This window comes from Devosia sp., assembly GCF_017307565.1.
GTDB lineage: Bacteria > Pseudomonadota > Alphaproteobacteria > Rhizobiales > Devosiaceae > Devosia.
This window is the reverse complement of record NZ_JAFKHD010000418.1, coordinates 1-13155: the sequence shown is the minus strand read 5'-3', so window position 1 is coordinate 13155 and position 13155 is coordinate 1. Positions and strand designations below refer to the sequence as shown.

The following is a 13155-nucleotide window of genomic DNA, read 5'->3' as shown; positions in this document are numbered from 1 at the left end:
GGGCAGGTGCTATGGATCGGGCTGGTTCTTATAGGGGGCGGCGCGTTCTTCGGCGGCTATGATCTCATCAAACTGCTCGACCGCTCGCCGCAATTGACGCTCTCGCCGAAGGGGTTTGTCGATCATCGCGTCGCCGTGCCGGTGGTCATTCCCTGGGACCATTTTGGGTCGCTCGGCTATCGCGGCGGCGGGTCTACAGGCTGGACGCTGGAGATTTTTGTCACCGATGGCGGGCACGTGCTGGTGCCCGCGAGCCATCTGGCGGTGAAGCCGAGAGAACTGGTGCGGCTGGTGCAGGAATTTGCACCGCAGGCCGAGGTGGATCGGCGGTTTCGGTTGTGGTTGGGGTGAGGGCAGGAAGCGAGTGATTGTGTTTTGCCGCTGCATCCCGATCCCCACCTAGCCTCCCCTTTGTAAGGGGAGGGATCTGCCGGTGGCTCCCAGATATTGCGGCAAGAACCGCTGCGTCCCTCCCCCTTTCTAGGGGGAGGTTAGGTGGGGGTTCACTTCCCCATCCGCAATGCTAACCTCCTCTCGGGAGGGGCAGCATGGAAGACCAGATTTCCTTCGCACGAAAATTGCGCCGAGAGCAGACGCCCGCTGAGCGGCGTTTCTGGGTCTTGTTGCATCCTTGGCGCGAGGCCGGATGGCATTTCCGGCGGCAGGCACCCGTCGGGCCATTCGTGGTGGATTTCGTTTGCAAGCGAGCAAAACTAATCGTCGAGATCGACGGCGACAGCCACTATTCCGATGAGGGCATTGAGCGCGATCTTTCGCGCACGGACTATTTTCGCCGGCTCGGGTATTCCGTTGTGCGGTTTCCCAACGACGATGTGCTGGGCAGCGATGAAGGCAAATTCGATGTGCTGCGCGGCGTTTTGGGCGAGCCGAATGTCGGCAACTAGCATTTCTTCGTCCAGATAGCCCGGTTGTACCCAAAATGGGCTGCCGTGCGAAATTCCTGTCCTCTGCGGGCATTAGGTCGCACATTACCTAGAAATCGCACTTGAACTAGCGCAGACATGGTCTAAAAATTCGACGCAAATAAATCTCGGAGACGCATAGTGATCGAAGATTTCGACTTTCCTGAAGTTGAGGATGATGCAGCAGATGTCGAAATCGACGACGAAGGTATCGTTTATCAGATCACTAGTTTTGGTGCTGACTTTCTAGTTGACGGGCTCGTGGCCCGGATGGAGCGACAGGACATATATAGGCCGAATTTCCAGCGGCAGTTTGTTTGGTCTACATCGCAAGCGTCCAGGTTTGTAGAATCTATACTTCTTGGGTTGCCCATTCCTGGAATTTTTCTTTATAGAGAAGAAGAAACTCAAAAGCATCTAATTATTGATGGGCTGCAAAGGCTTACGACTATACAGGCGTTTAGTCGTGGAAAATTTGAAAACTCAAATAAAGTATTCCGACTGAGCGGCGTTAAACGTAGATTTGAGGGGCGTTCTATTGATGAGTTGGATCCTACCGATCAGCGGCGTTTTCGCGATGCGACAATACATGCGACCATCATTCAGCAAACACTCCCAGAAGCGGACAATAGTTCTGTTTACCAAATATTCGATCGCCTAAATTCAGGTGGCACGCCGTTACAGCCTCAAGAGATAAGAGCAGCGATATTTCACGGAGAGTTCCAGCTTTTGTTGGAGGAGCTCAATTCGGATGAGAATTGGAGAAAGATTTTTGGGGGAGCCAACAAGCGAGCCAAGGATCAAGAGCTGATTTTGCGGTTTTTTGCGCTTCTCGTGGACGGTGCGCGCTACAAGGCACCGATGAGGAAGTTTCTAAATGAGTTCATGGCCAACAAGCGCCACCTCCCGCCTGATGAGGCTGATCACTATAGGCACATCTTCAGGAAAACATGCTCGCTAGTCGTTGCGCATATTGGCGAGAAGCCGTTTAGGCCCGTTCGCGCCCTCAATGTTGCGGTCTTTGATTCTGTGATGGTCGCTTTGGCGCGATCGACTTCGGTTGAAGAAGGGCTGCTCAGAAGCCGCTATGACTCCTTGCTTGCAGATCGTGACTATATTGAAGCCGTAAGTAAAAGTACCGCTGATGAAACTAATGTTGAAACGCGCATCCGCTTAGCTAGCTCGTACCTTGTCCCATGATTGCCGAGATACGATCTGCGAGAGATCGACTGGATTTCCAATATAAATTAGTTCAGGGCGAGTTTGATAAGGTAGACGTTCGGTTGCAGAATGTCTTTTCAAACCAACTTGCTCTGAAAAGTGCGGGTTTGGTTGAGAAATCGGTCCAATATGTCTTGAATGAATACGCACGAAGGCGATCAAACGAGACAATTGCGAATTTCGTTTTGAAGCAAGTTTCTTGGGAAAATAGTCTAAACTGCGAAAAAATATCGAAATTACTAGATAGGTTTGACAGGGGTTGGTGGCCCGAAGTCGAGAGTAGTACTTCGGAGGAGTCTCGGCTAGCAGTAGATTCTCTGAAAACTATAAGAGATCAGATTGCGCACGGAGGTGAGAATGGAACGGGTATGGTCACGATTATTAGGTACCATCAAGCGTCTTTACAGTTTGTAGACGGGCTCTTGTCTGTTGTCCTTCCTGAATAGCTTGTGCTCGCCATAGCTGGTTAGTGTCATTCAATCACCGCCAGTATGGCTGCGATGGTGTATTTCCCTCGCTTGGGCGCACGCTGAGCGTTGGTCGGTACGGTCGCTTCGATGAGCCGCCCTTAGTCCACTCCGCCTTCCAACGTATCCAACTCCATCTCGCGCAACCGTTTAACCTCGTCGCGGAGCCTTGCGGCCTTCTCAAACTCAAGATTCGTCGCGGCTTCGCGCATTTCGCGTTCGAGGTCTTTGATGACCGTCGCGAGGTTGTCGCCGGTGACGACCTTTTCTTTGCCGTCCTTGCCTTTGCCAATTGATATCGTGACGTGGTCTTGTTCGTAGACGCTGTCGACGATGTCGTTGATGCGGGCTTTGACTGATTGAGGCGTGATGCCGTTGGCGGTGTTGTAGGCGATCTGCTTTTCGCGGCGGCGGGTGGTTTCGGCAAGGGCCCGCTCCATGGAGCCGGTTTCCTTGTCGGCATAAAGGATCACCCGGCCATCGACGTTACGCGCGGCGCGGCCGATGGTCTGAATAAGGCTGGTTTCGGAGCGGAGGAAACCTTCCTTGTCGGCGTCGAGAATGGCGACGAGGCCGCATTCGGGGATATCGAGGCCTTCGCGCAGCAGGTTGATGCCCACCAGCACGTCGAAGGCGCCGAGGCGGAGATCCCTGATGATCTCGATGCGCTCGATGGTGTCGACGTCAGAGTGCATGTAGCGCACGCGAATACCCTGCTCGTGCATGTACTCGGTGAGGTCTTCGGCCATCTTCTTGGTGAGGACCGTGCAGAGGGTGCGATAGCCCTTGTTGATGGTCTGGCGGATCTCGTCGATGACGTCGTCGACCTGATGGGTGGCGGGGCGGATTTCGACCGGGGGATCGATGAGGCCGGTGGGGCGGATGACCTGTTCGGCAAAGACGCCGCCGGCCTGTTCCATTTCCCATGAGCCGGGCGTCGCCGAAACATAGACCGATTGCGGGCGCATGGCGTTCCACTCCTCGAAGCGGAGGGGACGGTTGTCCATGCAGCTCGGCAGGCGGAAGCCGTATTCGGCCAGGGTCGCCTTGCGGCGAAGGTCGCCGCGATACATGGCGCCGAGCTGGCCGATGGTGACGTGGCTTTCGTCGACGAAGACGAGCGCGTTGTCGGGCAGGTATTCGAAGAGCGTCGGAGGGGGCTCGCCGGGGCGGCGGCCGGAGAAGTAGCGCGAATAGTTTTCGATGCCGGCGCAGGAGCCGGTGGCTTCCATCATTTCGAGATCGAAGAGGGTGCGCTGTTCCAAGCGCTGGGCTTCGAGGAAGCGGCCGGCACCGTTGAGTTCCTGCAGGCGCGCGGCGAGTTCGTCGCGGATCATCTTGATCGCGCCCGTGGTGGTGGCGCGGGGGGTGACGTGGTGCGAGTTCGCATAGATGCGGATGAATTTTCGTTCGCCGATCGTCTTGCCGGTCAGCGGATCGAATTCGACGATCTTCTCGATCTGATTGCCGAAGAGGGACACGCGCCAGGCGGCGTCTTCATAGTGGGACGGGAAGATTTCTACCGTATCGCCGCGGACGCGGAAGGAGCCGCGGGTGAAGGCCTGCTCGTTGCGCTTGTATTGCAGGGCGACGAGCTTTTGCAGCATTTCGCGCTGGTCGATGCTCTCGCCCTGGTGCACGTCGATGATCATGGCGGAATAGCCTTCCACCGAGCCGATGCCGTAAATGCACGACACCGAGGCGACGATGATGACGTCGTCGCGCTCCATCAGCGCCCGCGTGGCCGAGTGGCGCATGCGGTCGATCTGCTCGTTGAGGGTGGATTCCTTCTCGATATAGGTGTCCGTGCGCGGAACGTAGGCTTCCGGCTGGTAGTAGTCGTAGTAGGACACGAAATATTCGACGGCGTTTTCCGGGAAGAAGTGCTTGAACTCGCCATAGAGCTGGGCGGCGAGGGTCTTGTTGGGCGCGAGGATCAGGGCGGGGCGCTGGGTGCGCATGATGGTCTGGGCGACTGTAAAAGTTTTGCCCGAGCCGGTGACGCCGAGGAGGACCTGATCTGTTTCGCCGTTGGAAATGCCTTCCACGAGTTCGCCGATGGCCGTGGGCTGATCGCCGGCGGGGACGTAATCGGTCGCGAGCTTGAAGGCGCGGCCGCCTTCGAGTTTTTCGGGGCGCTCAGGACGATGCGGCACCCAGGGGGAGGAGCCTTCCACTTCCTTGCGGCCGTGGAGAATGATCTGTTCGAGCGCCTTCACGGTGGCGGTGATGCCGACGGTGGTGGCGTTTTCTAGGGACTCGCCCTTTTTCGCCTTGTTCTTCTTGACCGAAGCGTCGAGGGCTTCGCGGAGTTTGGCCTGGGCCTCGGGGTCGGCAGCGGCGGCGCGGGAGATGTCGCGGGCGGTGACGGCCTTGGATGGCATGTGGCCGAAGCCGGCTTGCGGGGCTTCGCCAAAACCGTCGAAGTCGACGCGGTCGACGGAGTTGATCTTGGTCTTGCTGGTTTTCGCCGACATGCCGGTGGCGGTGTCGTGGCTCGACTTGGTGGTGCGGCGCTTTTCGAGCGCGGTTTTTGGAGCTGCTGCTTCCTTCTCGGCCGCTTCGGCGCGGTCGAGGGCGCGCTTGTTCTTCATGCGCTCGGCATAGAGCGGTTTGGACGCCTGAATGTCCTCGGCCTTTTCGATCTCGGCGAAGAACTCGTCGATGGAAAATTCGGCTTTGCCGGGGCGAGTCGTCTTGGGGGCCATGGCGCGAGATCTTCTTCAGCAGAACGGGTGAGGCAGGATGACCTTAGGTAGGTGTCCTGTCACGCAATGTCAGCAGGGGAACTGAGCGCGGCTCTTAACATATTGTGAACGTAAAGGGAACGGGTCAGCAGGCGCGGACCGGGTGTTCGACCCATGCAGCGGCGAGGGCTGCGATGTCGGCCAGATGCGCGTTGCCCCGGGGATCGACCATGCCGTGATCGAGCGCCGGAAACTCCCAATAGGTCAGGTTGCAGCGGCCTTCGGCGGCAAAGGCATCGGCGGTAATGCGGGCGGCGGCGAGGGGCGAGGAGGTGTCGAGACCGCCCTGGATGAGGAGAAAAGGTGTGTCGGCTTTGCCAATATAGTCGAGGGTCCGGTGGTCGAGAATGTCGGCCCAGAAGCGGTAGGCGTGTCCGGCAAAGAGCTCGCTGCTGTCGGGATTGGTGCGGGCCGCGGCGAAACCGGCGTCGATACTGGCATGCCCTTCGGACGGGACGGTGCTTTTCACCATCTCGCCAAAACTCGTGCCGGTGGCCGAGGAGAAGATGATGGTCGCATCGGGATCGAGGCGGGTGGAGAGAATGGCGACGGCCAAGCCGCCTTCAGAGCCGCCGAAGAGGATCAGGCGGCCGGGAATGGCGGGCAGGGCGGAGAGGACGGACTGATAGTCGTCGATGCGCTGAGTGACGGTGTAGCGATCGTAGAATTCGGCGGGGCAGTTCAACTCGTCGACCGTCATTTCCGGGGCGATCCCGGCCTTTTCGACGATCAGAGCGGCGTAGGTCGGGAAGGCGGCGCGAACGGTGGCGAGGCCCGGGCTCTGGGTGCCTGGGCGGCAGCCAGAACCCTGGCTCAACAACAGGAGGCCGGAGACTTCGCCGATGGGGCGATCCAGCGTGTAGTGGATGAGGCTGCCGTCGCTGCGGGCGACCTGGCCGGTTTCGGAGGCGGCAAGGGCCGGGGTGGAGAGGAGCGCGAGGGCGGCCAGGGCGATATGGCGGTTCATGCTTCGGACCTCGGGCCCAGATAGAGGAAGAGCGGCAGAAGCGAGAGGGCCGCGATGGTGAGCAGCGGCAGCGGCGCAGGGTGCATCAGGGCGAGGGTGATCTCCCCCGGAATTTCGGCGGCCGGCATGGTGACGTTGATCTGAGTGGCGGCGGCGAGCGTCGAGATCGCGAGGGCCGCGAGGATCGGCCAACGGAGAGTGGCGCGGCGCTGATAGGCCGCGAACATGGCGAGCCAACTGACAATGACGGAGGCGATGAGGAAGAGGAGAGCGGCGCCTGCCGCCAGGTCGATCATGGCCGGACGCAGGGGGCTCGAGGCGGCCAGCACCAGGAAGACGGCAAAGCCAATGGCGAGCGTGAGCTGCGAGAGCAGGGGAAGAGCCAGATAGAAGAGAGCGGGCCAGCGGGCGGCCATGCTGCGGAAGCGGTTGTCGGCCAGCATGGGGAGCAAGAGGACGTCGCGGTCGCCGAGGCGCCGGTCGGCTTCGTCCTCGGCCTGCTGGCTGCTGCGGCCATGGCTTTCGAGATAGTCGATCAGGTCTTCGCGATGGTCGGACAGCTCGCGGACATAGCGATTGACGCGGCGGGGCGAGATGCCGGCGCGCAGCAGGTCTTCGCGCAGGGTGGAGAACGCGTCATGCATGGCGGGGCGCTTCCAGAACCGTGGCGATGGTTGCGGTGAGGCTGCGCCAGTGGGCCGAGAGGCCATCGAAGCGCTGATTGCCGGCGGGGGTGACCGAGTAATAGACGCGGCTGCGGCCATTGATGGTCTGGCGGCGGGTGGCCAAGGCGCCGTCGCGCTCAAGCTGGTGCAGCAGGGGATAGATGACGCCCTCGGCAAAGGTCAGTTGATCGCCGCTGGCCTCGCGAATGGCCTGAACCAATTCGTAACCATACATTTCCCGATCGCGCAGCAGGCGCAGGACCAGCAGCTCGGGAACGCCATTGAGAAAAGTGGAGGAGGAAGGGGCCATTTTCATACCTATCGTTACTAGGCCTATGCCTTGCGACGATAGGTATGTCAATCGAGGTGCGTGGAGCACCGCCCGGCAGGCATTCGCCATTGTGATGGGCGCCAGCGGAACGTAAGGCGCGAGGCGGCGGTTTCTCCCCGAGATGAGAGGAGAAAGATCATGGATCACAGCCATCACATACGCCTGTCCAGCGCCGAACTCACTCCCGCGATGATCACGGGCGCCGTCATCTATGGTGTCGACGACGAAAAGGTCGGGACCGTGGACCATATCGACGGCGCGGGCATGGACAGCACAGCCATTGTCGATGTCGGCGGCTTTCTCGGCATCGGGGCGAAACCCGTGGCCCTACCGATACACGAGCTGGACTTCATGCGTGACGAGCACGGCGAGGTTCATGCCATGACGTCATGGACCAAGGACGAACTCAAGGAACTGCCCGAGCATCCACGGCACTGAGCGTCTTGATGCGCCCTGCGAGGCGCAGAACAGGCAAAGGCCCGGCATGACCGGGCCTTTGGTGCATCTGCGGCCGCTCAATAGTAGGTCTGATAGCTCGAGACATTGTTGGCATAGGACGGGGGCAGGCTCGACTGGCTGCTGACATAGACGGCGCAGCCGCCGCCGAAATTCGGATCGCGGCAGATTTCGACCTTGCCGGCGCCGATGATCTTGAAGCTTTCGATCTCGTTGTCCCAGCCGGGCACCAGGAAGGTGGAGCTGGCGCCGATATTGACGCAGGCGCTTTGGCCGGTGAATTGGATGCCCGCGTAGAAGCAGGCCTTGTCGGCGGCCGGGTTGGGCTGGGGCTGTGGGGGCGGGGGCGGGGGCGGCGCGGGCTGGTTGCCGATACCAAAGGAAATGGACGGGCCATTGGCGCCGACAGTAACGCCGAAGTTGAACGGGATGTCCTTTGCGTCGTCGGCATCGTCCTGAATTGCGACCGGCTTCAGGTAGTTGGCGGCGACCCAGCCATCCTTGTCGGATTTGCGATCGACATAGCACCAGGAGCCCTGACACTCCTGAACATCGACCAGTTCGCCGGTTTTGAGCGAGCCGAGCTTGGAGAAGCTGGTGCCGGGGCCGGAGCGGACATTGACGCCGCTGGTGGCGACGCCCGGCTGGGCCCAGGCGGCGCTGGTGCCGATGAGCAGGGTGGCGGTGGAGAAGAGCGCGGCCAGCGCGACGATCTTGTGCATTTTCAATCCCTCAAACGCGGGTTCGGCCCTCAGCCCCTCCCGTTTCGTTGCGCTAAGTAAAGCGCTCTGCCACTGAACTGGTGCTGAATGCGGTATTTATCGCTGCAACAGTATTGATGTCCGGCGCTCATAATGTTTGCTGTTTGACGAGACTTGGCTGTACTTTAGTTTCCCGGCTTCTTTTGGTGGGGCGCGAATGGCTGAGTGGTTGTTTTCGAGCGGTGGGCACACCCATGTCGCCGATTTTTCGGAGCGCGAACGGCTGAGCTTCCGCCAGGGAGCTTCCAAGGCGTATCTGGAGGAGCAGCCCATTTTTCCGGGCTTCTGGCTCTATAGAGGCGAGGCCACGGCCGGCTGCCGGTTCAAGATCGAGGTCGACGGGGGCGAAGCCAAACGCGGGCGGCTTATACTTGGCGCCATTTTGACGAGCCGGGGCGTGGCAAGTCTTGAGGGCTGCGGGGACGAGGTCTGGCGCGAGGACGGCCGGAGCTATGTGATGACGCCAGTGGAGCGTCGCGCCGCCTATGAGGTGGATGCGCATCACGGATGGCGCTCGGTGGCGGTGCGGCTGGAGCCGGAAGCACTCGATATATTGGCGGGTGAGGCGGTGCCGGAATTGCTGGTCGAGAGCCTCGATCATTGTCGCGACAATGTTCTCGACATGGCGGCGCTGCCGACGCGGCTGCGGCTGGTGGCGCAGGAACTGCTGCAACCGGCTTTTAGAGGGCCGATGAACCGGATTTTCCGCCAGGCGAAGACGCTGGAATTTCTGGCGCACCAATTCGGGGTGCTCGAGCGGTCTGGTCAGGCGGAGGAGGCCCTGCCAGTGCGGGATCTAGCCAAGGTGCGCGTGGCGCATGAGCGGTTGTTGCACGATCTGCGGGAGCCGCCCGATCTCGATGCGCTGGCCAAGGATGTGGGGCTATCGCCGAAGCGCCTCAATCGCGGATTTCGCGAGCTCTATGGAACAACGGTGTTCGCCTTTCTGCGCGATGCGCGGCTCGAGGCGGCGCGCAAGGCGCTTGAGGCGGGAACGCCGCTGCCGCTCAAGCAACTGGCATGGGAGCTGGGCTATCAGCAGGTCAGCAATTTCGTCACGGCCTTCCGCCGCCGCTTCGGCGTGACCCCGGGCGCCTGGAAGCGCGGGGAAACCGAGGTTTAGCCCTCGGGCCATTATGCGAAATGGCAATCGTTATGCCTTCGTGTTCGCCGCGTTGAGATGGTGAAACGAGTTCCCTAATTGGCAAAGCCGATCCGCAAGGGTCGGCTTTTCTTTTTGGGAGAATTTCATGACGGCACGCGCCTTTGGAATACGGAAACGGCGGAACGTGGGGCGTTGGCTGCTGGCCGGTGTTCTGATGGCGACGACGGCACTGGTGCTGGCGCCGCGGGCGGAAGCACAGACCGCCTTTCAGCGCTGGGATATGCACATTGTTTCGCTCAGCGGGGATGGCTCGACCTTTGCGGGCAACGTGAACGACGAGGCATTCATTGGCCAGACCGATGGCCAATTCCTGCGTCTGCCCGACCTTGGCTCGTGGATGAGGGCCTTGGCGATCAACCGGCAGGGGAATGTCGTGGTTGGCGACGGGGGCACGGTCTCCGGTGGGTTCTCCGCCTGGCGGTTTGTCGGTGGCGTGGGCGGCGGGACGTTGGCCCCGCTCGGAACACTGGCGCCGGGCGTTTCGTCGGCTTCCAGCTATGCACGCGGCGTTTCGGACGATGGCACCCGTGTTGCCGGCTATTCCTTCTGGCAGGGCAATCGACGTGCGTTTGTCTGGATCGAGGGGGCGACTGGCGGGGTCTCCGGCAATGCGCAGATGTATCAACTCGCCGGCCTGCCGGGCGGATACGGCACGGCGCTTGGGCAGGGGATTTCAGGGAACGGCCGATATGTGGTTGGCTGGAGCGATGGCGGGGGCTTCACCGAAACGGCGACACGGTGGGATCTCAGCCCGCTGGAGACGGGCGGAGCGGTGGTTGCGGAGAACCTGGGTTCGCTGACCGGGATGACCGGGGGTTCTCAGGCCAAGGCCGCATCCGAGGATGGTTCGGTGGTGGTCGGCTGGTCGAACGATCCGGACGGCCGGATGCTTGCCTTCCGCTGGAAGGAGGGCGCCACCAATGGGGTCGCGTCCAATGTGCAGATGATGGACCTCGGGACCCTCGGCGGCGACTACGCCAGCGCCGAGGCGGTGTCGCGTGACGGCCGGTGGGTGGTCGGTATCAGTTCGGACGAGGACAACCTGGATCTGGCTTTCCGGTGGTCTGAGGAGGCCGGTATGGAGGCCGTGTCCGACTGGCTGGCGCGGCATGGCGTTTCGACAGCGGGCTATCGCCTCGAACTGGCGCTCGGCATTTCCGACGATGGCACGGTCGTCGTGGGGCAGATGAGCGACGAGGACGGCGGCTGGTTCGGCTATCTGGCGCGGGGCGCTGTGGATGGCGAAGGCGAGCATCCGGGCGGGTTGATGAATATCAACGAGTATCACGCCTCGCTTTATTCGGCGGCGGGGATCGCCAGCGTCGGCGAGTTTCTGACCTGGTTGCCGATGAACGGCGCGCATCACCGGCCGCTGATGCTGACGCCGAACCTTTCGGGCGACATGTGCGCCTGGGCGACGGGGGACTTTGCGCATCACGGCAATAGCGGCACCAATCTGGCGCTGGCCGAGACGGGTGCGTGCGTCGATCTCGCGGGTGGGGCGGTGCGGCTTGGTGCGGCGGTGGGCACGACGCGGGCCTGGCAGGCGCTGTCGCTGGGCGGCGCGATGAACATGAGCGGGCAATATGTGCTGGGGGAGGCCGACTGGCAGCCGGATGGCACGCCGCTGCTCTTGAGCGTGACCGGCATGCTGGGCGGCTGGCAGGCCAATATCGACCGGGCCTATTCCAACGGCGCGGCGACGGCGGTTTCGAGCGGACAGACCAATGCCCTTGGTGGGGTGGTGCGGGTGCGCGCCGATTGGCTGGAAGCGGCTGTCATCGGCAATACCAGCATCAATCCGTGGGCGTCGGCGGCTTTTGGCGGGTTGCGGGTCAATGGCTATGACGAGACCGGCGGACCGTTTCCGGCGAGCTTTGCGGCGCAGGTGCTGGGGCACACCGATATTCGCGTGGGTGTGACGGCAGTGACGGAGTTTTCGAGCCAGACCAAGCTCAGCACGACACTGGAAGTGGCGCATCGCAGCGGCACGGCGCCTTCGGCGGTGGGGCAGGTGGATGGGCTTTTCAGCTTCTCGCTCGGCGGCGGCTCCTATGCGCAGACCTGGGGTCGCGTGGGCCTCGAACTTGACCATGCCATCAACGATGCAGTGGCGCTGTCAGGCTCGGTACACCTGGCCAGCAATGGACGTGATCCGACCGTGGCCATCTCGGCCGGTCTCAAGGGAGCTTTCTGATGAAGCAGTTCTGGAGTTTGCGCGCCGGCGTGCTGGCGATGGCTATGGGGTTGGCGGCGCCGGCATTGGCGTTGACGGCAGAGGAGGCGCGGGCGGTCGTCGATATCGTCGAGGTCATGGCAGCCGAAACCGGCGAGGGCATGGTGGCCGACGCGGGCGATCTCTACTTCGACTATGACTCGCTGGGCGCCAATCGCATTCCGGCGGCCGGGTTCAGCCGGGAAAGCTGGGCAGTTGCCTATGATGCGGTGGCGAGCGGCTATATGGCGACGCTGTCGCAGGAGGACTTTGATGCGGTCTTTGCCGCGCCGATGGCACAGCTCGAGGCTTCGGCGCTGCCCGAGGACCAGAAGACGATGCTGCGTGATCATATCGCGGGGCTGGTGGCCGAGGCGCAGGCGACGCGGCAGCAGGGCATGGTCCATGCCGACGTAGTGCGGCCGCTGGAAGACCGGCTCTATGCGCTGTTTTTCGGCGATTTCGAAGAATAGCTGACTTCTTCGAAATGGCGGGGCCGCCACGCAGAATGCTGCGGGCGGCCCCGGTTTCTATTCGGCAGGCTGCATGCGGCCTGCGGCGGCCGGCGTGAAGATGACATAGGCGGCGATCAGAACGCCGGCCGCGGTGAGCAGCGAGCCAACCGCGACGAGTGGTTCCATGCCGGTATTGCCCTTGAGCAGCAGGTAAAGCGAGACGCTCATGATGGCGACGCCGGCGGTATAAAGCCAGAAATGCACGCGCGGCAGCATGCCTTCGGCCTTGGCAGGATTGAGTGCGTAGTAACCGCCGAACAGGGCGCTCGTCACCCAGCCGAGCAGGTTGATGTGGGCGTGGGCGCCAATCACATCGTGTTGCTGGCTGATCGACATGATGAGGCCGAGGCCAATTCCGACGATCAAGAACAGAATTCCGGCACGAAAGAAGAGATGCGAAACTTTGGGCATGATGAATTCCCCCCGAAATGGCCGGCGGACAAACACCCTCGTCATCCGCGGGCTGGGGGCGATCGTATGCCCTTTACCGAGTCTTAACCAGCCGGCAGCAGGTGCCGGTGGCAGCACGTCAGTCCGGATTGCTGGTGATCACCGGTCGCTGCATCGGGGGCGGTTCCTCGGCGGCCTTCTGGGCCTCTGCGGCCCGCTTCTCCAGCTCTTCGGTGCCCTGTGGACGGCCATCGGGGCCGCGTCGCGTCATGGGCGAAAGTTTGGGCTCATTTGTCTTCATCGCGGGCCTCAATCGTAGGTGTCTTCGTCGG

The 13155-nt window shown here is 61.5% G+C and carries 15 protein-coding genes; 8 read left to right on the top strand and 7 right to left on the bottom strand.

The features are described 5' to 3' along the window. The 4 genes from J0I64_RS17510 to J0I64_RS22675 all read left to right on the top strand — a co-directional run. A partial coding sequence (locus J0I64_RS17510) for a hypothetical protein (RefSeq protein WP_291410579.1) occupies window positions 1-351 on the top strand: 351 nt, incomplete at its 5' end. Between the two features lie 197 nt (window positions 352-548). Then, window positions 549-905, top strand: a complete 357-nt coding sequence (locus tag J0I64_RS17505; RefSeq protein ID WP_291410577.1) for an endonuclease domain-containing protein — start codon at window positions 549-551, stop codon at window positions 903-905. A gap of 159 nt (window positions 906-1064) precedes the next feature. After that, on the top strand, window positions 1065-2123 hold the full coding sequence (locus J0I64_RS17500; protein ID WP_291410575.1) for a DUF262 domain-containing protein: 1059 nt from the start codon (window positions 1065-1067) through the stop codon (window positions 2121-2123). After that, a complete protein-coding gene (locus J0I64_RS22675; protein WP_366933762.1) occupies window positions 2120-2590 on the top strand; it encodes a HEPN domain-containing protein in 471 nt (156 codons plus the stop codon). The genes J0I64_RS17500 and J0I64_RS22675 overlap by 4 nt, the downstream gene beginning before the upstream one ends. 122 nt (window positions 2591-2712) lie before the next feature. On the opposite strand, the gene uvrB is transcribed toward J0I64_RS22675, so the two are convergent. From uvrB to J0I64_RS17480, 4 genes are all read right to left on the bottom strand, one after another. Continuing rightward, a complete protein-coding gene (gene uvrB / locus J0I64_RS17495; protein ID WP_291410573.1) occupies window positions 2713-5319 on the bottom strand; it encodes an excinuclease ABC subunit UvrB in 2607 nt (868 codons plus the stop codon). A gap of 124 nt (window positions 5320-5443) precedes the next feature. Continuing rightward, window positions 5444-6325 carry a S9 family peptidase gene (locus tag J0I64_RS17490; RefSeq protein WP_291410571.1) on the bottom strand — a complete coding sequence of 294 codons (882 nt, stop codon included), beginning with the start codon at window positions 6323-6325 and terminating at the stop codon, window positions 5444-5446. Continuing rightward, window positions 6322-6969 (bottom strand): hypothetical protein, encoded by a 648-nt coding sequence (locus J0I64_RS17485; protein WP_291410569.1) that lies wholly within the window; start codon window positions 6967-6969, stop codon window positions 6322-6324. Before J0I64_RS17485 ends, J0I64_RS17490 begins: the two co-directional genes overlap by 4 nt. Beyond that, entirely contained in the window at window positions 6962-7300 is a 339-nt protein-coding gene (locus J0I64_RS17480; RefSeq protein WP_291410567.1) for a PadR family transcriptional regulator, read from the bottom strand. Before J0I64_RS17480 ends, J0I64_RS17485 begins: the two co-directional genes overlap by 8 nt. 159 nt (window positions 7301-7459) lie before the next feature. On the opposite strand from J0I64_RS17480, the gene J0I64_RS17475 reads away from it, so the two are divergent. Further along, window positions 7460-7759 (top strand): PRC-barrel domain-containing protein, encoded by a 300-nt coding sequence (locus J0I64_RS17475; protein WP_291410565.1) that lies wholly within the window; start codon window positions 7460-7462, stop codon window positions 7757-7759. Between the two features lie 77 nt (window positions 7760-7836). On the opposite strand, the gene J0I64_RS17470 is transcribed toward J0I64_RS17475, so the two are convergent. Then, window positions 7837-8499, bottom strand: coding sequence for an SH3 domain-containing protein (locus tag J0I64_RS17470; protein ID WP_291410563.1), 663 nt, complete (start codon window positions 8497-8499; stop codon window positions 7837-7839). Window positions 8500-8695: 196 nt separating this feature from the next. On the opposite strand from J0I64_RS17470, the gene J0I64_RS17465 reads away from it, so the two are divergent. From J0I64_RS17465 to J0I64_RS17455, 3 genes are all read left to right on the top strand, one after another. Next, window positions 8696-9661 (top strand): helix-turn-helix domain-containing protein, encoded by a 966-nt coding sequence (locus J0I64_RS17465; RefSeq protein ID WP_291410561.1) that lies wholly within the window; start codon window positions 8696-8698, stop codon window positions 9659-9661. A 127-nt stretch (window positions 9662-9788) separates the two neighbouring features. Continuing rightward, entirely contained in the window at window positions 9789-11900 is a 2112-nt protein-coding gene (locus J0I64_RS17460) for an autotransporter domain-containing protein (RefSeq protein ID WP_291410559.1), read from the top strand. Next, complete coding sequence (locus J0I64_RS17455) at window positions 11900-12391, top strand: hypothetical protein (protein WP_291410557.1); 492 nt, start codon at window positions 11900-11902, stop codon at window positions 12389-12391. The genes J0I64_RS17460 and J0I64_RS17455 overlap by 1 nt, the downstream gene beginning before the upstream one ends. 57 nt (window positions 12392-12448) lie before the next feature. Here the strand turns inward: J0I64_RS17455 and J0I64_RS17450 are convergent, their stop codons facing one another. Together J0I64_RS17450 and J0I64_RS17445 are read right to left on the bottom strand one after the other, a co-directional pair. Beyond that, complete coding sequence (locus tag J0I64_RS17450; protein WP_291410556.1) at window positions 12449-12844, bottom strand: hypothetical protein; 396 nt, start codon at window positions 12842-12844, stop codon at window positions 12449-12451. A gap of 118 nt (window positions 12845-12962) precedes the next feature. After that, entirely contained in the window at window positions 12963-13124 is a 162-nt protein-coding gene (locus J0I64_RS17445) for a hypothetical protein (protein ID WP_291410553.1), read from the bottom strand. Between the last annotated feature and the right edge of the window lie 31 nt (window positions 13125-13155).